17 protein-coding genes are annotated in these 21,108 nt (G+C 62.8%); 8 read left to right on the forward strand and 9 right to left on the reverse strand.

Going from position 1 to position 21,108, the window contains the following annotated elements:
- From KHP07_RS24820 to KHP07_RS24830, 3 genes are all read right to left on the reverse strand, one after another.
- The coding region (locus tag KHP07_RS24820) for a DUF6531 domain-containing protein (RefSeq protein ID WP_250883730.1) at window positions 1–1,378 on the reverse strand (1,378 nt) is incomplete at its 3' end.
- Window positions 1,379–1,509: 131 nt separating this feature from the next.
- Window positions 1,510–4,593 (reverse strand): efflux RND transporter permease subunit, encoded by a 3,084-nt coding sequence (locus tag KHP07_RS24825; RefSeq protein WP_099491274.1) that lies wholly within the window; start codon window positions 4,591–4,593, stop codon window positions 1,510–1,512.
- A 2-nt stretch (window positions 4,594–4,595) separates the two neighbouring features.
- On the reverse strand, window positions 4,596–5,702 hold the full coding sequence (locus KHP07_RS24830; RefSeq protein WP_214498184.1) for an efflux RND transporter periplasmic adaptor subunit: 1,107 nt from the start codon (window positions 5,700–5,702) through the stop codon (window positions 4,596–4,598).
- A 103-nt stretch (window positions 5,703–5,805) separates the two neighbouring features.
- Here KHP07_RS24830 and KHP07_RS24835 point away from each other — a divergent pair, with 103 nt between their 5' ends.
- The 7 genes from KHP07_RS24835 to KHP07_RS24865 all read left to right on the forward strand — a co-directional run bounded on the left by KHP07_RS24835 (window position 5,806) and on the right by KHP07_RS24865 (window position 15,360).
- The gene (locus KHP07_RS24835; protein ID WP_078048228.1) at window positions 5,806–7,011 is read left to right on the forward strand and encodes a multidrug effflux MFS transporter; all 1,206 of its coding nucleotides are present in this window, start codon (window positions 5,806–5,808) and stop codon (window positions 7,009–7,011) included.
- A 76-nt stretch (window positions 7,012–7,087) separates the two neighbouring features.
- Window positions 7,088–7,954, forward strand: coding sequence for a pirin family protein (locus tag KHP07_RS24840; RefSeq protein ID WP_078048229.1), 867 nt, complete (start codon window positions 7,088–7,090; stop codon window positions 7,952–7,954).
- Window positions 7,955–8,120: 166 nt separating this feature from the next.
- Window positions 8,121–9,566 (forward strand): mechanosensitive ion channel domain-containing protein, encoded by a 1,446-nt coding sequence (locus KHP07_RS24845; RefSeq protein ID WP_078048230.1) that lies wholly within the window; start codon window positions 8,121–8,123, stop codon window positions 9,564–9,566.
- Window positions 9,567–9,688: 122 nt separating this feature from the next.
- The gene (gene aldA / locus KHP07_RS24850) at window positions 9,689–11,113 is read left to right on the forward strand and encodes an aldehyde dehydrogenase (protein WP_214498185.1); all 1,425 of its coding nucleotides are present in this window, start codon (window positions 9,689–9,691) and stop codon (window positions 11,111–11,113) included.
- Between the two features lie 76 nt (window positions 11,114–11,189).
- The gene (locus tag KHP07_RS24855; RefSeq protein WP_214498186.1) at window positions 11,190–12,500 is read left to right on the forward strand and encodes an MFS transporter; all 1,311 of its coding nucleotides are present in this window, start codon (window positions 11,190–11,192) and stop codon (window positions 12,498–12,500) included.
- Window position 12,501: 1 nt separating this feature from the next.
- Entirely contained in the window at window positions 12,502–13,719 is a 1,218-nt protein-coding gene (locus KHP07_RS24860) for a mandelate racemase/muconate lactonizing enzyme family protein (protein WP_078048232.1), read from the forward strand.
- A 27-nt stretch (window positions 13,720–13,746) separates the two neighbouring features.
- Window positions 13,747–15,360 carry a GMC family oxidoreductase gene (locus KHP07_RS24865; RefSeq protein ID WP_078048233.1) on the forward strand — a complete coding sequence of 538 codons (1,614 nt, stop codon included), beginning with the start codon at window positions 13,747–13,749 and terminating at the stop codon, window positions 15,358–15,360.
- A 210-nt stretch (window positions 15,361–15,570) separates the two neighbouring features.
- On the opposite strand, the gene KHP07_RS24870 is transcribed toward KHP07_RS24865, so the two are convergent.
- Entirely contained in the window at window positions 15,571–16,668 is a 1,098-nt protein-coding gene (locus KHP07_RS24870; RefSeq protein ID WP_214498187.1) for a DSD1 family PLP-dependent enzyme, read from the reverse strand.
- A 70-nt stretch (window positions 16,669–16,738) separates the two neighbouring features.
- Between KHP07_RS24870 and KHP07_RS24875 the strand changes: the two genes are divergently transcribed.
- Complete coding sequence (locus KHP07_RS24875) at window positions 16,739–17,365, forward strand: helix-turn-helix transcriptional regulator (protein WP_099491264.1); 627 nt, start codon at window positions 16,739–16,741, stop codon at window positions 17,363–17,365.
- Here KHP07_RS24875 and KHP07_RS24880 read toward each other — a convergent pair.
- The 5 genes from KHP07_RS24880 to KHP07_RS24900 all read right to left on the reverse strand — a co-directional run bounded on the left by KHP07_RS24880 (window position 17,353) and on the right by KHP07_RS24900 (window position 21,081).
- Entirely contained in the window at window positions 17,353–17,733 is a 381-nt protein-coding gene (locus KHP07_RS24880) for a RidA family protein (protein ID WP_214498188.1), read from the reverse strand. The two genes, KHP07_RS24875 and KHP07_RS24880, sit on opposite strands and share 13 nt — an antisense overlap.
- On the reverse strand, window positions 17,730–18,695 hold the full coding sequence (locus tag KHP07_RS24885) for a threo-3-hydroxy-L-aspartate ammonia-lyase (RefSeq protein ID WP_214498189.1): 966 nt from the start codon (window positions 18,693–18,695) through the stop codon (window positions 17,730–17,732). The genes KHP07_RS24880 and KHP07_RS24885 overlap by 4 nt, the downstream gene beginning before the upstream one ends.
- Window positions 18,696–18,765: 70 nt before the next feature.
- The gene (locus KHP07_RS24890) at window positions 18,766–19,545 is read right to left on the reverse strand and encodes an ABC transporter ATP-binding protein (protein ID WP_214498190.1); all 780 of its coding nucleotides are present in this window, start codon (window positions 19,543–19,545) and stop codon (window positions 18,766–18,768) included.
- Between the two features lie 11 nt (window positions 19,546–19,556).
- Window positions 19,557–20,318, reverse strand: a complete 762-nt coding sequence (locus KHP07_RS24895; protein WP_078048239.1) for an ABC transporter permease — start codon at window positions 20,316–20,318, stop codon at window positions 19,557–19,559.
- 10 nt (window positions 20,319–20,328) lie between these two features.
- Window positions 20,329–21,081: an ABC transporter permease gene (locus KHP07_RS24900; RefSeq protein ID WP_078048240.1), complete on the reverse strand. Its 753-nt coding sequence runs from the start codon at window positions 21,079–21,081 to the stop codon at window positions 20,329–20,331.
- Between the last annotated feature and the right edge of the window lie 27 nt (window positions 21,082–21,108).

The following is a 21,108-nucleotide window of genomic DNA, read 5'->3' on the forward strand; positions in this document are numbered from 1 at the left end:
CAAACCCCAACCCGCAATCCATTTCCACCGCACTGGTGCGGTACAACCGGGTCCACTCAAACGGCAAAATCCCGTCCAGTGCACCGTCGGTGAGGGTCAGCAGTTCTTCGCCCGTGACCATCGACACTGGGCAGCCGTTGGTGGCTGTCTTGTCGGAAGAGGCGGCCGCATCCCCAGCCGGATTCTTCGCAACAGCCGGCACGTCATCCACAGGCTCTTGCCGCACCAACACCGTCCGTTGCGTGGTCTTGTCCCGGACCACCGACACCGGGTTGGAAACCAACTGATCCCCAGCCTTCAACGGCGCATCTGGAATCACCTTGATCGGTGTCCCCGCGCTCCCCAGCAACAACGGTTTGGCCGCTTCGACATGCGCTTCCAACCGAGGTCCGGCCAGTTGATCGGCCAGCTTCTCCAACCACTGGCGTGCCCGGCCAGACTTGATATGACTCATCACCTGGGCACCCAGGCGCACCGTCACACCCATTGCCCCCATGGCCCTTATCAGCAACAGGCCGATCAACACCTCGCCGGTGATTTCCCCCATCACCTCGTTCATTTCTTGCGGCGGCAACATCCGTATCCAGCTGGAAATCGCCGACACATAAATAAACATCAGCGGCTCATCGCTGAGTACCAGCAGGCCGCGGGCAATCGAGTCTTTGCCGAGTTTCAGCAGTTCATCCAATTCGGTCTGGGAGATGTACCGCAGCAACGTCTCACTGTGGGTCTGGATATCCGCCAGCAGGTCGAACAATTGCGTGAAATTGTCCCAAACGCTGTAAAGCGCCTTACCCATTCCGTAAAGAAACGCCTTCTCCAGCATCCTGCGCTGATCAAGCGGGTTGGCGTCTGTGTAGTCCTTCCACTGGGCCTTAAAGGTGCTCTCCCACTCTTCGCGCAGGCGCACTTCCAATGCATCAATCACCGATTGATAAGAGGCATACAGCGCCTTGATGTGGTCCTTGGAAACATTGGGGTAGAAGTTGACCCGGTAGCGCTGGTCGCGCTCACACTCGTCGATGTCGAGAATGCCGCTCGGGCCGATGGTCTTGTGGATCGGCTCGCCCAGTGGGCCGCCGTTGAGGTCGACGCGCTGCAACACCACCGGCGTGTTGCCGATGGGTACAAATTGCGTGCTTTGGAACATGTGCACCAGGGTCAGCTTGCCGTTGGCCTGGCAAGTCGCGACGGTGCTGCTCGGGAACAGGGAGCGGTTGATCGGCGCTACCAGCGCCACTTCATCCCCCACCTTGAAGACCTGTTCGATATCCAGCGCGGAAAAGCTCCAGAAGCTTTCCGCCCAGTCATCAAAGGTGTTCAGGCATTCCCGGAAATCGCGAAAGACGCTCTCGACATCGACCGTCTTCACATCCATTGGGGTCAGGGCCAGCCTGCCAATGGCCGGGTTCAAGAACCCGCTCCAATCAGAAAATCCATCTGCAATCCCTCGCGCTGTGTAGTCAGGCGAGGGACTTTGCGGACCTTTTCAGGGGAGGGGAGTAGAGCTTATCCGGCCGCTACGTGGGAAGTTTCGACAACTTTTGTCTTCTCCCGCCCCAGCACCAGGCTGCACAGCGCGGGCAGGAACAACAGCGTCAACACCGTGCCCACCAGCACGCCGCCAATCAGCACATAGGCCAGGGACGACCAGAACACCGACAGCGTCAACGGAATGAACGCCAGTGCCGCCGCCAACGCGGTCAGGATCACCGGCCGCGCACGCCGCACCGTGGCTTCAATGATCGCCTCGCGGATCGCCATGCCGTGGTCCTGGTTCTGTCGGATCTGGTCGGTGAAGATCAGCGTGTTGCGCATCAGTATTCCGCCAATGCCGATCAAGCCCAGGATCGCGTTGAACCCGAATGGCTGGTTGAACAGCAACAAGGTCGGCACCGCGCCGATCAACCCCAGCGGTGCAGTGGCAAAGACCATGAACATCACGCCGAACGAGCGCACCTGGAACATGATCACCGTCAGGGTCAGCAAGATCATGATCGGGAACAGTGCCGCCAGGGCGACGTTGGCCTTGGCGCTTTCTTCCACCGGGCCGCCGATGTCGATCTGGTACCCGGCGGGCAGCTTGGCGATCAGCGGTTGCAGGTCCTTGAACACGGCCATCTCCACGTCGGGTGGTTGCACGCCGTCGATGATGTCGGCGCGCACTTCCACGGTGGTCGCACGATTGCGGCGCTTGAGGATCGGTTCTTCCATCACCGCCTGGAAATGCCCGACCTGGGCCAGCGGCACGGAGGTGCCGGCACTGTTGGTGAGGGTCATGTTATTGAGGTTGCCGAGGTCCTCGCGCTGGCTACCCTGGGCGCGGGCGACCACAGAGACGGTACGGTTGCCCTCGCGCACTTCGGTGATCGGGTTGCCGCTGAGCAGGGCATTCAGCTGCGACTTCACCTCATTGGGGGTGAAGCCCAGCAAGCGCAGGCGATCTTGATCCAGCACCAGGCGATAAGCGCTGGTGCGCTCGCCCCAATCGAGGAAGGCATCCTTGGTCAGCGTGTTGGCGGCGACGACTTTGCGCACGTCTTCGGACACGCTGCGCAGCACATCCACATTCGGGCCAGAAACGCGGAACACCACCGGGAACGGCACGGGCGGACCGAACAGCAGTTGCGTCACGCGCACCCGCGCCGAAGGAAACTCACCGGCGGCGATGCGTTCACGCATGCGCAGTTTCAACGCGTCGCGAGCGTGGGAGTCCGGGGTTTGCACGATCAGTTTGGCGAACGCCGGGTCTGGCAGTTCGGGGTTCAGCGACAGGAAAAAGCGCGGCGCACCGCCGCCCACATAGGTGTCGACCAGGGTGGTTTGCGGCTCCTGCAGCAGCGCTTTTTCCAGTTGTGCGGCCACCGCCTCAGTGCTTTTGAAGGCGCTGCCGGGCGGCATGTACACCTCAAGAATCAGCTCGGAACGGTCGGAGTTGGGGAAGAACTGCTTCTTCACCACGCCCATGCCCAACCCACACAGTACAAACGCGGCCACCACCAACCCGGTCACCAGCCAACGCTTGCGCACGCAAGCTTCGACCAGCGTGCGCAGTTTCTGGTAGTAGCGCCCGGCGTAGATCGCATCATGGCCGCCGGGGACCGGCTTGATCTGTGGCAGCAGTTTCACACCCAGGTACGGCGTGAAGACCACGGCCACCAGCCACGATGAAATCAGCGCAAAACCGACGATCCAGAAGATATTGCCGGCATATTCACCCGCTCCGGACCGTGCAAAACCCACCGGCAGAAAGCCGATGATGGTGACCAGCGTGCCGGTGAGCATCGGCGCCGCCGTGGAGCTCCAGGCGAAGGTGGCCGCGTGGATGCGGTCGAAGCCTTCCTCCAGCTTCACCACCATCATCTCGATGGCGATAATCGCGTCATCCACCAGCAAGCCCAGGGATATGATCAGCGCGCCCAAGGTAATGCGGTCGAATTCACGCCCGGTGAGCAGCATGATTACAAACACCACCGACAAGGTCAGCGGCACCGCAGCGGCCACCACCAGCCCGACGCGAAAACCCAGGGCCAACAGGCTGATCACCATCACCACCGCCAGGGCGACGAAGAACTTAAGCATGAACTCGTTCACCGCCAGGCTGATGTTTTTCGCCTGGTCGGAGACCTTGGCGAAGTTCACGCCCAGCGGCAGGTCCGCCTGGATCCTGGCTTCCTGGGCCTTGAGGCTCTTGTCCAGGTCGAGGCCGTTCCAGTGTTTCTCCATGATCACGCCGAGCATCAACGCCGGGTCGCCCTGGTGACGGATGCGGTAGCTGGGCGGGTCTTCATAACCCCGGCTGACGGTGGCCACATCGGCGATGCGCAACACGCGGCCATTGACTTCCAGCGGCACGTTCTCAATCAGCGACAGGCTGTCGAACGCGCCGTCGATACGGATGTAGGCGCGAGCTCCGGCGGTCTCGACAAAGCCCGACGGCGCCACGGCATTCTGTGCGGCGAGGGCGGCAAAGATCTGGTCCGGCTTGATACCCAGGGTCGCCAGGCGCTCATAGGAAAACTCGACAAACACGCGCTGGGCCTGCTCGCCAAGGATATTGACCTTCTTCACCCCCGGCAGGTTGAGGAAGTCCTGGCGCAGCGCTTCGGCCATCTGCACTTGTTGCCGATGCGGCAAGTGTTCGGCCTCCAGGGCGTACAGGGCGAAATACACATCGGAATATTCATCGTTGAAGAACGGCCCGACCACCCCCTTGGGCAGTTTGGCGGCTTCGTCGCTGAGTTTTTTGCGGGTCTGGTAGAACAGGTCCTGGATTTCGCTGGGGCGCGTGGACTCCTTGTAGGTCATGCGCATCGACACGAAGCCCGGCTGGGCGATGGTCTCGACGCGGTCGTAGTAGTCCAGCTCCTGCAGGCGTTTTTCCAGGCGGTCGGCCACCTGTTCCTGCATTTCCTGGGCGGTGGCGCCGGGCCAGGCGGCGGTGATGGTCATCACCTTGACGGTAAAGGACGGGTCTTCGGCGCGCCCGAGTTTGCCGAACGAGAAGATCCCGGCGGCAAGGATCGCAATGATCAGGAACAACGTGACCGCGCGATGCTTGACCGCCAGTTCAGAGAGGTTGATACCGCGCATGCTCAATTGTCCTGTTTGCGGTTGAGGGCCAGTGCTTGCGCGGGCAGCAGGCGCACCGCATCACCGCTGTGCAACAGGTGTGCGCCGAGGGCCACGATCACCTGGCCGGGGCTTACGCCGCTGTCGAGCAAGGCGTCTTCCTGGCCGAGGCTGGCGACTTTCACCGGGGCGAAACTGACCTTGTCGTCCGCGCCGATCAGCCAGACGCCGGTACCTTGTCCCGCATCCTGCAAGGCGCCGATGGGCACTCGGGTCTGCTGCGCCTGGCCGTTGCCTTGCAGGCGCACGGTGATGGTCGAGCCGAGGGCGAAACGGTCGACCGCGCCATGCAACACGTAGCGGGCGCGGTAGGTGCGGGTGGTCGGGTCGGCGCTGGCGGACAGCTCGCGCAGGGTGGCGGCCACCGCCTGGTCCGGGGCGCCGAAGGGGAAGGCCAGGGCTTTTTGCGACGCCAGGTCGCGTTGGTTTTCCGGCAGGTTGACGATGGCTTCGCGGGCGCCGTCATGGGCCAGGCGCGCGACGATCTGCCCTTCGGCAACCACTTGGCCACGGTCTGCGCGTACGTCGGTGATGATGCCGTCGCCATCGGCCTTGAGGATCGAATAGGTGCGGCGGTTTTCGATCTGGCTGGCGTCGGATTGCGCCGAGGCCAGTTCGGCTTCGGCGACGCGCAGGTTGGTGGCCGACTGGTCGAAGATCTGCCGCGACACGGCGCCGGTGTTGGCCAGGCGCTGGTAGCGATTTTCGTCGTCACGGCGCTGGCGCAGTTGCGCCTGGGCGGCGTTGACGCGGTTCTTGGCTGAGCGCAGTGCCAGTTCGAAGTCGCCGATGTCGAGCACCAGCAAGGTGTCGCCACGGGACACGTGCTGGCCGGGGTCGACTTTACGTTCGATGACCTTGCCGCTGACCCGGAAGCCCAGGTCGCTTTCGGTACGCGCAGCGACCACGCCGGTATAGGCACTTTGCTGGGTGCCGGCGGCTTCGACTTTGGCGGCAAGGACCGGGCGCGGCAGGGGCACATCGGCGGCGGTGTCGGCCTTGCTGTTGCAACCATTGAGGATGATCAACAAAGCCAGGGGCGTGAGAAGACGCAAGGGGAGAGGGTGCATGGCGGGCTCCGGGGGGTAACCATTGGGCAAAAAATTATGGACATAATTTTTTACGCATATTATGGTCGAAATATAAATTAATCCAGCCCCCCGGATGCTCCCCATGACAAACGCCCCGGTCCCATCGCGAAGCCTGTTGTGTTTACTGGTGGCCCTGACGGCACTGGGTGAGGTCTCGACCCAATTGATCATCCCCGGTCTCGGCGCCATCGAGCAGGCACTGGCCGCGCCGGCGGGATCGGCCCTTATGGCGCTATCGGCGTTTGTGGCGGCGTTCGGCCTCGGGCAGTTGCTGTTCGGCCCGCTGTCGGATCGCGTTGGCCGACGCCCGGTGCTCATCGGCGGCCTCGCGCTGTATGTGCTGGCGACGTTGTCGATGCTGCTGGTGCAGGACATCCACCAGTTCATTGCAGCGCGCGTGTTGCAAGGCCTGGGCGCCTGCGCCGCGCTGGTATTGGCGCGCACGGTGGTACGGGACGTGTGGAAGGCCGAAGCGGGGCCGGCGCTGGCGCTGACCATGATCGGCATGCTCTACGCCATCGTGGTGGCGCCGATGGTCGGCGGCTTGCTGATCAAACTGCTGGGCTGGCGTGCGCCGATCCTCCTGGCGCTGGCGATTGGCAGTGTGGTGCTGCTGCTGGCGTTGCTGTTCTTTCGCGAGAGCAACCATTACCTCGATCCCAAGGCCGGTCACTGGCGCACCCTTGGCGGCCAATACCTGGACCTGCTCAAGGGCCGCCAATACCGCGCGTTCGCCGTGGCCCTGGCGTGCACCTATGGCGCCATGTTTGCAGTGATCGCCGGTTCGTCGGCGGTGTTCATCAACCTGCTGGGCTTCACCAGCCTTGAGTACGGCATCAATTTCGGCCTGATTGTGTCGATGCTGATCGTCGGTTCCACCTACACCCGGCGCACTATCCTGCGCCTGGGCCCGCAGCGGATTGTGGCGATGGGCGTGACGATGGTGGCCATTGGCGGGGTGTCCGCCGTGGTCATCTTTGAGCTGTTCGGCCTGTCGGTACTCGGCCTGGATATCCCGATCGCCCTGGTCACCCTCGGCGGCGGGCTGGTCTTGCCCGGCTCGGTCACCGGCGGGGTCATGCCCAATGCGCACCGCGCCGGTCTGGCGGCTGGGTTGATGGGCTTTGCGCAGATGTTCGGTGCGACTTGCAGCGGTGTGTTGCTGAGCCAATTGCGCGATGGCAGCGCCGCGCCGATGATTATTATCCAGGCCTGCTTTGCGGTGACGGCGTTTGTGGCGTTTCACCTGTTGCGTCAGCGTCAGGTCAAGGGATTGTCCTATACGTAGGACGATCCAGGCTGCTTTTGCCGGCTAGTGCTCACCGGTCGGCCGCCTTATGGTGTACGCACTTTGGAGGTACACCATGAAAAAGCTTATCGGCATCTACACCAGCCCCCGCGCCCACTGGGTCGGCGATGGCTTCCCGGTGCGCACGCTGTTTTCCTACGACGCCATGGGCAAGCACATCAGTCCATTCCTGTTGCTGGACCACGCAGGCCCGGCGGATTTCACCCCGACCGAACAACGTCGCGGCGTTGGCCAACACCCTCATCGCGGCTTTGAAACCGTGACCATCGTCTACGACGGTGAAGTCGAACACCGCGACTCCACCGGCGCCGGCGGCACCATCGGTCCTGGCGACGTGCAATGGATGACCGCCGCCAAGGGCATCCTCCACGAGGAGTTCCATTCCGCAGCCTTCGCCCGCAGCGGTGGGGCGCTGGAGATGGTGCAACTGTGGGTCAACCTGCCGGCCAAGGACAAAATGGCCGACGCCGGCTACCAGACGATCGTCGACGGCGACATCCCGGTATTGCCCTTGGCAAACGACGCCGGGCAACTTCGGCTGATTGCCGGCGAGTTCGCCGGTACCCGGGGCCCGGCCCGAACGTTTACGCCCATCGACGTGTGGGACCTGCGCCTCAACGCCGGCAAGCCCGTCACTCTGGACCTGCACGAGGGGCGCAACACCGCCCTGGTGATCCTGCGCGGCACGGTGCTGGTCAATGGCGAGGAAGTCGCGCGCCAAGGCCAATTGGCGCTGTTCGAGCGTGATGGCCGCCAGCTCACACTGGAAGCCAATGATGACGCCAAGGTGTTGCTGCTCAGTGGTGAGCCGATCGACGAGCCTATCGTTGGGCATGGGCCGTTCGTGATGAACACCGAGCAGGAGATTCATCAGGCGTTTGCCGATTTCCACTCGGGCAAGTTCGGGCAGATGCACGCCTGACAACCCGCTGCAAAACCCTGTGGGAGCTGGCTTGCCGGCGATAGCATCAGCGCGGTGTAACGCATACACCGAGGCGCCTGCATCGCAGGCAAGCCAGCTCCCACATTTTGTTTCCAGCGTTCTCATTTCATGCGATCTTCCCGTCATTGCCCCTGGAGTCGCCTGGATGCCCTCACTTATCGCTGATCACCCGATGTTGTGCGCCCTGGCGCTGATTTTTATCGACATCGCCGTGTGGCGTCTTATTTCCGTCAACCTCGCCAATTGGAAGCTGGCCGCGCGGTTGGTGATCTTTGCCGTGTTCAGTGCCGTGCTGTTCAACGACGGCATGAACCCCATGCAACTCGCGCCCTATGCGGACAACACCGCCTTGCACCTGGCGGCGACGGCGTTGCAGATCGGCTGGTGGCTGTTCGCGGCGCGAACGCTGACGGTATTGCTGGGTGCGGTAATGATGCAGCGGGTCGGACACACCGGGCGGTTATTGCAGGACCTGATGGGGGCGGTGATCTTCCTGATCGCGATCATTGCCGCCATGGCCTATGTGCTCGACTTGCCGGTCAAAGGCGTGCTCGCCACCTCCGGTGCGGTGGCGATCATCGTCGGCCTGGCGCTGCAAAGCACCCTGAGCGACGTATTTTCCGGGATCGTGCTCAATACCACCAAGCCCTATCAGCTCGATGACTGGATCTCCATCGATGGCACCGAAGGCCGGGTGACGGACATCGACTGGCGCGCCACGCGCCTGCAAACCTCCCAGGGCAGCATGGCGGTGATCCCCAATTCCCTGGCGGCCAAGGCCAAGATCGTCAACTTCTCGCGCCCGGCAGATATGTTCGGCCTGACGGTCAGCCTGCAGGTCAGCCCCCACGCGCGGCCACAGACAGTTATCGAGGCCTTGGAGCGGGCGATGCAAGGGTGTCGACCGCTGCTGGCCAAGCCGGCACCCAGCGTGGCGTTCAAGACCTCGGCCAGTGGCGGCGTCGAGTATGAAATCAGCGGATTCGTGCCAGCCATGACCCTCAAGCGTGAGGTGCGCAACCAACTGTACGACCTGGCCTTCCGTCACCTGCAAGCGGCGGGCGTCGGCTTGCTGTCAGCGACTGAAAGCAGTGCGCCACCGAGCATGTCTGCCGCGCGCGCGTTGCTGGAGCGGTCGTCGATTTTCTCTACCCTGCGCCAGGAAGAAAAAGACACCTTCAGCCAGAACATGACCCTGCACACCTACCGTGCGGGCGAGATGATCCTGCCGGCGGGGGAGGTCAGCGATCATTTGTTCATTGTTGAGTCCGGTGTGGTCTCGGTGATGCTGACCAAGGGCGGGCACACGTTCGAGGCCGGGCGCATGGGGCCGGGAGAGGTGATCGGCGAGGCGGGCATTCTCTCCGACCAGGCGGCGCTGGCGGATTTCACCGCGAAGACGTTCTGTTCCCTGTACCGCATCGAGAAGGAATACTTGAAGCCGTGCCTGGATGCGCGGCACGACATCAGCGAAGCCATGAAGAGTTTGCTGGATTTCCGCCTGCACGCCGCGCAGGCGTTGACCCAGGAAGCACCGGTGGTGCCGGTGAAGAAGGGCTTCCTGCAGTGGCTGCGCCAGCGCGGTCGTTGAGGGCTGAAGCCGACTAACCTGCGTTTTTCGCACGTTACCCCACGCAATAAATCGTTTGTCCAACGGCTGGCCGATGACAAAACTGCAGGTCACTCGGATAACAACAACGTTGGGCAAACCACATGCAACTCGAGCGCAATTTTTTCAACGGTCAATTTGTCGAACCTGCCAGCGATGCACTGATCGCGGTCTACAACCCCGCCACCGAAGCCTTGGTGGGCCACGTCAGCGCTGCCACGCCGGATGAAGCGGTTGCCGCCGTCGACGCCGCCGCCATTGCCCAGAAAACCTGGGGCAAACTCACCAGCATCGAACGCGCCGAGCACCTGCGTGCATTCGCCGATGCGCTGGATGCCTGCGCCGAAGCCATTGGCACCGCGTTGGCCAGCGAATCCGGCAAGAGTGTCAGCGATGCCAGCAACGAGGCGCGCTACGCCGCACAGATCACCCGCTACCACGCCGAATGGGCGCGCCGGATCGAAGGCGAGATCATCCCCAGCGATACTCCGGACGAAAACCTGTTCCTGCAACGCGAGCCGATTGGCGTCGTGGCCTGCCTGATCCCGTTCAATTACCCGGTCTACACCCTGCTGCGCAAGATCGCCCCGGCGCTGATCGCAGGTAACACGGTGGTGGTGCGGCCGAGCAACAACACGCCGCTGTCGGCGTTTGAAATTGCCAAGGCCGTGGTCCAGGCCGGGGTGCCAGCCGGCGTGATCAACATCCTGACCATGGACCACGCCACCGCCGCCAGCGTCTGCACCCACAAGGCCGTCGGCCTGATTACCCTCACCGGTAGCGTGAATGCCGGGCGCATCGTGCTGGACTACTGCAAGGCCAATATCGCCAAGCCGTCGCTTGAATTAGGCGGCAAGACCCCGGCGATCATTGAGGCGGACGCCAACCTGGAACAGGCCGCCAGCGCCATCGTCGCCTCCAAGACCACCCACTGCGGCCAACTGTGCACGGCGGTGGAGCGGGTGTATGTGCATGAAAGCGTCTACGCGCCGTTCCTGGCGCTGCTGAAAAGCAAGATCAGCGCGGTGAAGTTCGGCGATCGCGCCAGCGACGAAAGCCTGATGGGCCCCCTGGTCAATGCCAGCGCGCAACAGCATATCCATGCCATGGTCGAGCGCGCCGTGGCCGCCGGTGCTGTACTGGAAGCAGGTGGCGTGCTGCCCGAAGGCCCGGGCCATTTCTACCCGCCGACCCTGCTGAGCGGTTGCCGCCAGGACATGGAAATCATCCAGGAAGAAATCTTTGGCCCGGTGCTGCCGGTGCTCAAGTACCGCGACATCGACGAAGCACTGGCCATGGCCAACGACCACCAGTTCGGCCTGTCGTCGGTGCTCTACACCGAGAACTACCGCACGGCGATGAAAGTGGCGAATGCCATCGAAGCTGGCGAGTTGTACGTCAACCGCACCCCGGCGGACCCTTACCAGGGCTTCCATGCCGGCTGGAAACGCTCAGGGCTGGGCGGCGACGACGGTAAGCACGGGATGCTTGAGTTCACCCAGACCCGCCTGGTGGTCATGAAGTACTGATCCACGAATACCCGCAACACCCTTAATAAAAACAATTATCGGGGCACCCGTGCATCGGGTGCCTGAGGTCCGAATGATGTCCAAGCCTGCACCCGTTGCCCAGGTTCCCGCTGCCGTGCCTGCGGCAAACAGCGACACAGCCAGTCGCTATTTCCAATTGATGTTGCTGGTGCTGGCCGCCGGGGCGATCTACCCGATCCTCTATCTGCGCCAGGTCTACCAGACCACCATGCTCGACGTGTTCCACATCAACCACAGCGAGCTGGGCTACCTGTACTCCATGCTCGGCACGATCTTCCTGCTCAGTTACCTGCCCAGCGGTTGGCTGGCGGACCGCTTGCCGCCGCGCTTCCTGATCTTCTTCTCGCTGGTTGCCACCGGCGCCTTGGGCCTGTGGTATTCCACCGTGCCGTCGATGACCGGCCTGATGATTATCTTCGGCTGCTGGGGCCTGACCACCGGCCTGACGTTCTGGGCCTCGGTGCTCAAGCGCGTGAAGATGATCGCCCACCACAGCGAGCAAGGCCGTTTCTTTGGCATCCTCGATGGCGGTCGCGGGCTGGTCGAGGCGCTGTTGGCCACCGTGGCCCTGGGGCTGTTCGCCTACGCCACCGAAACCCGCAACCAGACGGCTGCCGAAGGCTTCAAGCACGTGGTCTACCTGTACTCCTTCGTGTGCATCGCCATCGGCTGCGTGCTGGTGCTGCTCAAGGACCCCAAGTCCATGGCCGAGACGGCGGTGGTGGAGAAGGGCAAGTTCAACCTGGTCGCCGACCTGACCACCCTGGTGAAAATCCCCGAGCTGTGGCTGGTGACCGCCATCGTGTTCTGCGGTTACCACATGTTCTGGGCCACCTACAGCTTCTCCGATTACCTGCAGGGCAGCGGCATGACCGCCGTGATGGCCGGCACCATCACCACCATCAAGCTGTGGATGCGCCCCATCGGCGGCATCGGCGGCGGCTGGCTGGGGGATAAGTTCTCAAACATCTCGGTGCTGATCGTCGCACTGGTGCTGGTGACCCTGGCCATGGTCGGGCTGATCGTGTTCCCGGCACTCAACAGCCTGGGCCTGCTGATCGGCACAGTGATCTTCATCGGCCTGATGACCTACGCGATCCGTGGCCTGTACTGGGCGATCCTCGACAGCTGCGACATCCCGCTGCGTATCACCGGCCTGGCCATCGGCATTGTCTCGGTGGTGGGTTACCTGCCCGACACCTTTATCCCGCTGATCAACGGCTACCTGACCGACACCTACCCAGGCAAGGCCGGCTACAACCTGTATTTCGGCTACATCGCCTTTATCGGCGTGCTCGGCACCCTTGCGGCCTTGACCCTGCGCGCCCGAATCAATCGTAAAAAATTCAACCAGACAGGTGCCTGAGATGAAAATCGTCGCCCTTGAAACCCATATCGTCGCTGTTCCGCCACCCCATATCGGTGGCATGTACTGGCTGTTCGTCAAACTCAAGACCGACTGCGGCATCGAAGGCGTTGGCGAGATCTACGCTGCCACCTTCGGCCCCAAGGCCATGCTGCCGATCATCGAGGACGTGTTCGAGCGTTACCTGCTCAACCACGACCCGCACCATATCGAGCGCTTCTTTCGCCAGGCGTATTCGAGCGGCTTCACCCAACGTCCGGACCTGACCATGATGGGCGTGGTCAGCGGCCTGGAAATGGCCTGCTGGGACATTATCGGCAAGGCCGCCAACAAGCCCGTCTACGAGCTGCTCGGCGGCAAGGTCAACGAGCGCCTGCGTTCCTACACCTACTTGTACCCGGTCAACAGCAAGGGCGAGTACGACTACGACGACCCGGACCTGGCCGCCGAGTGCGCCATCGAGAACATGAACAAAGGCTTCACCGCCGTGAAGTTCGACCCGGCAGGCCCGTACACCGCGTATTCCGGCCACCAGATCTCGCTGGAAGTGCTGGAGCGCTGCGAGACGTTCTGCCGCAAGATCCGCGAAGCGGTGGGCGACAAGTGCGACCTGCTGTTCGGCACCCATGGGCAGATGGTGCCGTCGTCCGCGATTCGCCTGGCCAAGCGCTTGGAGAAGTACGACCCGCTGTGGTTCGAAGAGCCCGTGCCGCCCGGCCAGGAAGACGCCATGGCCCAGGTCGCGGCCAAGACCAGCATCCCGATTGCCACCGGCGAACGCCTGACCACCAAGTATGAATTCTTCAAGCTGCTGCAGGCGGGCGGTGCGTCGATCCTGCAGATGAACGTGGCGCGCTGTGGCGGGCTGCTGGAGGCCAAGAAGATCGCGAGCATGGCCGAGGCCTACTACGCGCAAATCGCGCCGCACTTGTACAACGGGCCGATTGGCGCGGCGGCGAGTTTCCAGCTGGCCACCTGCACGCCGAACTTCCTGATCCAGGAAAGCATCATGACCTGGGGCGGTTTCCATGCCGAAGTCCTGACCAAGCCGCTGCACTGGGAGGACGGCTACATCATCCCGTCCACCGAGCCAGGCCTGGGCGTGGAACTGAACATGGACGTGGTGCGCAAGCACACGCCGTACACCGGTGAGCGCCTGCACCTGCAAATGGCGCCGACCCCGGCTGACGTGAAAGACACTTCGCCCGCCAAGGGCTAAAAAAAACGACTGATGCGGTAACCGTGAATGACATATGACTACATCATCGCCGGCGCTGGCGCCGCAGGCTGCATCCTCGCCAACCGGTTGTCCGCCTCGGGCGAACACTCCGTGTTGTTGCTGGAAGCCGGTGGCAAGGACAGTTCCTGGTGGTTCAAGATCCCGGTCGGTTTCGCCAAGATGTATTACAACCCGACCTTCAACTGGATGTACTACAGCCAGCCGCAAAAACAGTTGGCGGGCCGCAAGATCTACGCGCCACGCGGAAAAGTGCAGGGCGGCTCGGGCTCGATCAACGCGATGATCTACGTACGCGGCCAGGCCCATGACTTCAATGACTGGGCCGCCAATGGCAACGACGGCTGGGGTTTCAAGGACGTGCTGCCGTACTTCCGCAAGCTGGAGAACCACCCGCTGGGCGACACCGAGTACCACGGCGGCAGCGGCCCCATTAGCATTACGCCGATGAAGGGCCAGACCCACCCGATCTGCGACGTGTTCCTCAAGGGCTGCGAGCAACTGGGCTATGCCCACAGCGATGACTTCAACGGCCCGAACTTCGAAGGCGCGGGCCTGTATGACGTCAACACCCGTAATGGCGAACGCTGCTCCAGCAGCTTTGCGCACCTGCACCCGGCGCTGGGGCGCCCGAACCTGACGGTGGCGCTGCACGCCTTGGTGGACCGCGTGCTGTTCGACGACCAGCAGCGTGCCACCGGCATTGCCGTCACCCAACACGGCGTGGCCCGTACCTTCACCGCGCGCAAGGAAGTGATCCTGTGTGCCGGCGCGGTCGACACGCCGAAGATCCTGCAACTGTCCGGTGTGGCCGACCAGAAGCTGTTGGCCGAGCACAACATCCCGCTGGTCAAGCACTTGCCGGCCGTGGGTGAAAACCTGCAGGACCACCTGTGCGCCAGTTACTACTACAAGGCCAATATCCCGACGTTGAATGACGAGCTCAGTTCGTTGTTCGGCCAACTGAAACTCGGCCTCAAGTACCTGCTGACCCGCAAGGGCGCGCTGGCGATGAGCGTCAACCAGGCCGGTGGGTTCTTTCGCGGCAACGATGAGCAGAAGGACCCGAACCTGCAGCTGTACTTCAACCCGCTGTCGTACCAGATCCCGAAAAACAACAAGGCCAGCCTCAAGCCCGAGCCGTATTCCGGCTTCCTGCTGTGCTTTAACCCATGCCGGCCGACCAGCCGCGGCACCATCCGTATTGCCTCGAAGAACCCACGGGACGCGGCCTTGATCGACCCCAACTACCTGAGCACCCAGAAGGACATTGACGAGGTGATCCAGGGCAGCCGGTTGATGCGCAAGATCATGCAGGCTCCGGCGCTCAAGAGCATCACGGTCGATGAGGTATTGCCCGGCAAAGCGGTGCAGACCGATGAGCAGATGCTGCAATACTTCCGCGAGAACAGCGGCTCGATCTACCACCTGTGCGGCTCCTGCGCCATGGGCTCGGACCCGCAGGTATCGGTGGTGGACAAGCGCCTGAAGGTGCACGGGCTGGCGGGGCTGCGCATCGTCGATGCATCGATCTTCCCCAACGTAACCTCGGGCAATACCCATGCGGCAGTATTGATGGTGGCAGAGAAGGGCGCCGACCTGATCCTGGAGGATGCCCACTGACCCTTGTAGAAGCCTGGCTTGCCGGCGATGGCGCCTTCGATTCCTGCGCTGACCTTGCGCACGCCATCGCCGGCAAGCCGCGCTCCTACAGAAATTGCCGGGCCTGATCCCGCGCATTCAGACCTGAAACCCGCACCCTGTAGGAGCCGGCTTGCCGGCGAAAAACCCCAACACCGCCGCGCTTGCCCTGATACCCCACGTCAAAGTGGGTCACCAGCCGCGCAGGCGTTCCCATACCTGTAGATCGCCATTGTCTAAACACGCGTGGTAATGCCCAAACTGGGTTCCGGTGGCGCACGCATGGTTGGGCAGGATGCGCAGCCGTGTACCCAAGGGAAATTGCGCGACCACATCCTGGTCCTGGACGTGCGCCACGCCATGCTCCTGATTGGCGCTGTTCAACAGCAACCCCTGGATCGGCGTTCCGCGCTCATCACAGAGCTGGCCGTAGCCGAAGTCCTTTTTCTGCGCTTGCGTACCGCGATCCCGGCTCATGGCCATCCAGCCAGCGTCCGTGATGATCCAGCCTTTTTCCGGCTGATGGCCGATTACGGTAGTCAGCACGCTCAAGGCCAGTTCGTCGAGGCGGCATACGCCGATGTTGTGCATCACCAAATCGAAGAACGCATACACGCCGGCACGCAACTCGGTCACGCCTTCCAGGCTCACCGCCGACAGCGCGGTAGGCGTGGAGCCGACGCTGACCTGGGCGCACGCCATCCCGGCTGCGCGAATACACTCGGCGGCTTCAACGCAGCGTGCGCGCTCCAGTTCGGCGATGGCTTGCAGGGCTTCTGGCGTATCCAGCCCGTAGCTCTCACCGGCATGGGTGAGCACGCCGACCAGGCTGTCGCCCAGCAGTCGGGCAATTTCCAGCAGGCGTGGATCCTGTGGCTTGACCCCGGACCGATGGCCGTCGCAATCAATCTCGATCATCACCGCAAAGCTTTCGCCATGCGCCCGACCGAAATCGACAATGGCCTGGGCGCCGGCGAGGCTGTCGGTGATCAGCGTCAGGGCGCAACCCCGGCGACGCAGCGCCAGGGCCTGGGGCAGTTTGTGCGGGGCCATGGCCACGGCATAGAGGATGTCAGTGATACCCAGGTCAAAAAAATACTCGGCTTCTTTCAGCGTCGACACCGTGATGCCGCTGGCGCCCGCGGCGATTTGGGCGGCCACCACTTCGGCGCACTTGTGGGTTTTGACATGGGGGCGCAACTGCACGCCCAGGCCGTTGGCACGCTGTTGCATGCGCTGGATATTGCGCTGCATTTTCACGGTATCAATCAGTGCGGCAGGCGTGTCCAAGGTTGCGGCTCCACAAGAGGGGACAGTGCTGAAATTGACGCCCTGTCCAGGACTGGATATGTTGTCTTGCATGAAAAACACCTCTCCCAACGATACTCATTTGATCAGCCAGCTCGAACAGATCGCCGAGGGCCTGAGCAAGACCTTCAGCCCCTTCTGCGAAGTGGTGCTGCACGACTTGCGCGACCCCCAGCACTCGATCCTGGCCATCCATAACAACCTGTCCGGACGCACCGCGGGTGACCCGACCACCGAACTGGGCCTGGCGCGGATTGCCGACCCGGATTACCCGCAAGTCATCGCCAATTACCAGAACCAGTTCAGTGACGGTCGCCAGGTCAAGAGCACGTCGATCGGCATCAAGGGCGCCGGCGGCGAGTACGTCGCGGCGCTGTGCATGAACGTCGATCTTTCATTGTTCCGGGGCTTGCAGGGCCTGCTGGAGCAGTTCGGCTCGGTCAGCGGCGACAAGCTCATCGAGTCCCTGGACCCCTCGGGCGCCGACGTGATCCGCGCCCGTATCGACCAGTTCGCCGCACGCCTGGCGACCACGCCGCGCGCCCTGAAAACAGCGGACCGGCGTGTGCTCATGCAGGAATTGAAAGACTCCGGCTGCCTGGATATTCGCCGGGCCATGGAAACCGTGGCCTCGCACCTGGGCGTATCGCGTGCGGCGGTCTACACCTACGCCAAGTAGCGCGCCACCGCCTCAATCTCCACCCGATAGCCGTGGTGCAACTCGGGCACCGGCACCACCGCGCGGGCAGGGCGGTGGTTGCCCAGTGCGGCGGCGTACACCGCATCGAATGCGGGCCAGTGCTCGACGCCTGCGACGTACACCGTGACCTTCACCAAGTCTTCCGGCCTGCCGCCTGCGGCCCGCAGGATTTCCAGCAGATTATTCAGCGCGACCTGGGCCTGTTCGGCAAACGGCGCCGCCAGGTTATGCCGCCCATCCGGGCTCACCGGCAATTGCCCGGAGATATACAGCGTGCCGGCGTGGCCGATCGCCTGGGAATAGTGCCCGGCAGGTGGTGCGGCAGCCGCAGTCTGGACGATGTTCATGAGGCCTCGCAGAGCAGGGCGGCGTACTTGGCGATATCGACGTTGCCGCCGGTGACGATAATCCCCACCCGCTGACCCTTGAACCGTTCTCCTTCGTTGAGCAGCCCCGCCAGGCCCAGGCAGCCGGTGGGTTCCACCACCATTTTCATGCGCTGCATGAAGAACTTCATCGCCGCCACCAACTCGGCGTCTGACACGGTGAGGATGTCGTTCACCTTGTCGCGGATGATGGGGAAGGTGTAATTGCCCAAGTGTTGGGTCTGGGCACCGTCGGCGATGGTGGCGGGTGTGTCGATGTGCACGATGCTGCCGCTGCGAAAGGAGCGCTGGCCGTCATTGCCGGCTTGCGGCTCCACGCCGTAGAGCAGGCAGTCGGGTGCCAGGGCACGGGTGCTCAGCGCAGTGCCCGAGAGCATGCCGCCACCGCCCAGGCCGACGAACAAGGCATCCAGCGGACCGGTGAATTCCAGCAACTCCTTGGCGGCCGTGCCTTGCCCGGCGAGGATGTGTGGATGGTCGTAGGGTGGGATCAGCGTCAGGCCTTGTTGAGTGGCCAGGTCGCGGCCGATCTGCTCGCGGTCTTCGGTAAAGCGGTCATACAGCACCACGCGGGCGCCATAGTCACGGGTGGCGGCGACTTTGGCAGCCGGCGCATCGGTGGGCATCACGATGGTCGCCGGTATGCCCAGCAACTGCGCCGCCAGCGCAATACCCTGGGCATGGTTGCCGGACGAAAACGCTACCACCCCGGCCTTGCGCTGCTGCTCGTCGAACCGCGACAGCGCGTTGAAGGCACCGCGGAATTTGAATGAACCGGTGCGTTGCAGGTTTTCACATTTGATGAATACCTGGGCGCCGGTCAGCGCGTCGAGGGTGCGCGACGTGAACACCGGCGTCGGGTGGGCAATGCCTTCCAAGCGTTGCGCGGCGTCGATGACGTCTGGGTAAACGGGCGATGGCATGGGCGGACCTCGTTGTCTTGTTCTGGATAAAATATCCATAACAAGACAAGTTGTAAAGGTCTGCCTGAGTTCAGTGACCCACCAGTTCTTCAAGCAATTGCTCTTTGTAGCCCTGCAGTACCGGCGAGGCGCGGTCCCGGGGGTGGGGCAGGTCGACGCGGATTTCATGCTTGATCCGCCCGGGGTGCGCGTCCATCACAATCACCCGGTCACCGAGGTACAGCGCCTCTTCGATATCGTGAGTGACCATGATCACCGTGCACCGCTGCTGCACCCAGATGCGCTGCAGCTCGCGTTGTAGGTGCACGCGGGTCAAGGCGTCCAGGGCGCCCAGCGGCTCATCCAGTAACAGCACCTTGGGTTTGTTGATCAGCGCCCTGGCAATGGCTGCGCGTTGTGCCATGCCGCCGGAGAGCTGGTGCGGGTAGGCATGCTCAAAGCCGCTGAGGTTGACCAATGCGATATGTTCGACCACCTGGCGATCCTTCTCGGCCTGGGGCAGCGTGTGGTTTTTAAGCGCCAGGGCGATGTTCTGGCTGACGGTCATCCAGGGGAACAGGCGATGGTCCTGGAATACGATGCCACGTTCCAGGCTGGTGGCCGCGATGCGTTTGCCGTCCAGCAGAATGTCGCCCTCGTACTCGGCCTCCAGCCCGACAATCAGGCGCAGCAAGGTGGATTTTCCGCAGCCGCTGGCGCCCACGATGCTGACAAACTCGCCAGGGCGCACATCCAGGTGAATATTCTGCAATACCGGCAGGTCGCGGCCTTCGATCCGGTAAGCCTTGTTCAGGCCCCCGATCTGCAGGGCGCCGGTGTGCACATGAGTGGGGTAAGCGATTGCATTCATAGCGGGGCCTTTCAACGGAGGTTGCGCCAGCGCAGCAAGTGGCGGCTCAAACGGGTGAACAACAGGGTCATCAGGTAACCGAGCAAACCGATGCACAGCACGCTGAGCACGATCACCTCCATACGCGAGCCGGCTTCGGCGTTCATCATCAGGTTGCCCAGTCCCGCCCCGGAAGACAGGAACAGTTCACTGCCGATGGCCGTGACCCATGCAAATGCCAGCGCGTGCAACACCCCGGTGGCGATACTCGGCAGCGCTGCCGGCAGCAGTACCTGGGTGAACTGCTGCAGGGGCGTCAGCGCCAGCACCTGGCCGACTTCACGGTAGCGCCGCTCCACATGGCTGAAGCCCTGGTAGGTGTTGAGCACCATCGGGTAAAACGCCGCAAGGGTGACGATCAACACCTTGGAAAACTCGCCGTTGCCGAACCACATGGCAATCAACGGGATCCAGCCGAGCATCGGCACCTGGCGAATCGAGTGGAACAGTGGGCCGATCAGGCGGTTCGCCACGCTGGACAGCGCCATCAGCACCCCCAGCGTCACGCCGAACAGAATGCCCAGCACCAGGCCGCTGCTGGTGCGCGCCAGGCTGGCGAGCAGGTTGACCAGCAGTTCGCCGTTGCCGAGCATTTCCAGCAACGCGGTGCCAATCGCCGACAATGGTACAAAGGCGTAAGCGCCGGCGGCGTCCTGGCGCGAGGCGTATTCCCAGGCAAGCACCAGCAGCAACGGCAGCAACAGCCCCCGGGCGTTCTTCAATAGAGACAACATCGCAAGGCTCCTAGCGGGTCTGCCAGCGGAAGAGGTGTTGTTCGAGGCGACGAAACCCGTAGTCGAGGGCAAAGCCGATCACGCCCGTGACCACCACGCCAACCATCACCACATCGATACGCAGCATCTGCCGGGCCATCTCGATCATCTGGCCCAGGCCGCTGTCGGCCGCCAGCAACTCGGTGGCGACCAGCACCACCCAGGCGCGGGTCAGGCTGATGCGAAAACCGGTGATGATCGGTGGCGCGGCGGCGGGTAGCGCCACCAGGCGCACAAAGGCCGGCCAGCGCAGGCGGTAAACGTCGGCCACTTCGAAATAACTGCGCGGGATGCCACGCACACCTTCACCCGCCGCCAGGGCCACCGGGAAGAACGCGGTCTTGGCGACGATGATGATCTTGAAGGTTTCATCGATGCCGAACAGCAGCACGAACATCGGGATCAGCGCGATGCTGGGGATCTGCCGCAAGGTATGGAACAGCGGCCCGCAATACACCTCGACGCTCTTTGACGTGGCCATCAGCACGCCGAACGCCAGGCCACACAACGAGCCGATGCCAAACCCCAGCCCGAGGCGCGACAGGCTATTGCCCAGGTGGTCGAGCAGTTCGCCGCTGGCGAGCAGCTCTTCAAAGGTTTGCAACACCTGGGCCGGAGGCACCAGCAGGTTGCGCGGGAAGATGCCGAGATGGGCCACCAGCGCCCAGGTGGCGAGCAGGGCGAGGGGCGAGATAAGCCAGGAGAGTAGTCGAAGGAGGCGCATGGCAGGTCTTAATTGGGCTGAGTACCT

It is taken from the genome of Pseudomonas sp. VS40, from assembly GCF_018587885.1.
Taxonomy (GTDB): Bacteria; Pseudomonadota; Gammaproteobacteria; order Pseudomonadales; family Pseudomonadaceae; genus Aquipseudomonas; species Aquipseudomonas pergaminensis.

What these genes read in the sequence shown, in the direction of transcription:
- KHP07_RS24865 (WP_078048233.1), top strand. Translation starts at nt 13,747, where the DNA reads ATGACATATGACTACATCATCGCCGGCGCTGGCGCCGCAGGCTGCATC.
- KHP07_RS24825 (WP_099491274.1), bottom strand. Translation starts at nt 4,593, where the DNA reads ATGCGCGGTATCAACCTCTCTGAACTGGCGGTCAAGCATCGCGCGGTC.
- KHP07_RS24860 (WP_078048232.1), top strand. Translation starts at nt 12,502, where the DNA reads ATGAAAATCGTCGCCCTTGAAACCCATATCGTCGCTGTTCCGCCACCC.
- KHP07_RS24845 (WP_078048230.1), top strand. Translation starts at nt 8,121, where the DNA reads ATGCCCTCACTTATCGCTGATCACCCGATGTTGTGCGCCCTGGCGCTG.
- KHP07_RS24885 (WP_214498189.1), bottom strand. Translation starts at nt 18,695, where the DNA reads ATGCCATCGCCCGTTTACCCAGACGTCATCGACGCCGCGCAACGCTTG.
- KHP07_RS24900 (WP_078048240.1), bottom strand. Translation starts at nt 21,081, where the DNA reads ATGCGCCTCCTTCGACTACTCTCCTGGCTTATCTCGCCCCTCGCCCTG.
- KHP07_RS24855 (WP_214498186.1), top strand. Translation starts at nt 11,190, where the DNA reads ATGTCCAAGCCTGCACCCGTTGCCCAGGTTCCCGCTGCCGTGCCTGCG.
- KHP07_RS24840 (WP_078048229.1), top strand. Translation starts at nt 7,088, where the DNA reads ATGAAAAAGCTTATCGGCATCTACACCAGCCCCCGCGCCCACTGGGTC.
- KHP07_RS24830 (WP_214498184.1), bottom strand. Translation starts at nt 5,702, where the DNA reads ATGCACCCTCTCCCCTTGCGTCTTCTCACGCCCCTGGCTTTGTTGATC.
- KHP07_RS24835 (WP_078048228.1), top strand. Translation starts at nt 5,806, where the DNA reads ATGACAAACGCCCCGGTCCCATCGCGAAGCCTGTTGTGTTTACTGGTG.
- KHP07_RS24875 (WP_099491264.1), top strand. Translation starts at nt 16,739, where the DNA reads ATGAAAAACACCTCTCCCAACGATACTCATTTGATCAGCCAGCTCGAA.
- KHP07_RS24880 (WP_214498188.1), bottom strand. Translation starts at nt 17,733, where the DNA reads ATGAACATCGTCCAGACTGCGGCTGCCGCACCACCTGCCGGGCACTAT.
- KHP07_RS24895 (WP_078048239.1), bottom strand. Translation starts at nt 20,318, where the DNA reads ATGTTGTCTCTATTGAAGAACGCCCGGGGGCTGTTGCTGCCGTTGCTG.
- aldA (WP_214498185.1), top strand. Translation starts at nt 9,689, where the DNA reads ATGCAACTCGAGCGCAATTTTTTCAACGGTCAATTTGTCGAACCTGCC.
- KHP07_RS24890 (WP_214498190.1), bottom strand. Translation starts at nt 19,545, where the DNA reads ATGAATGCAATCGCTTACCCCACTCATGTGCACACCGGCGCCCTGCAG.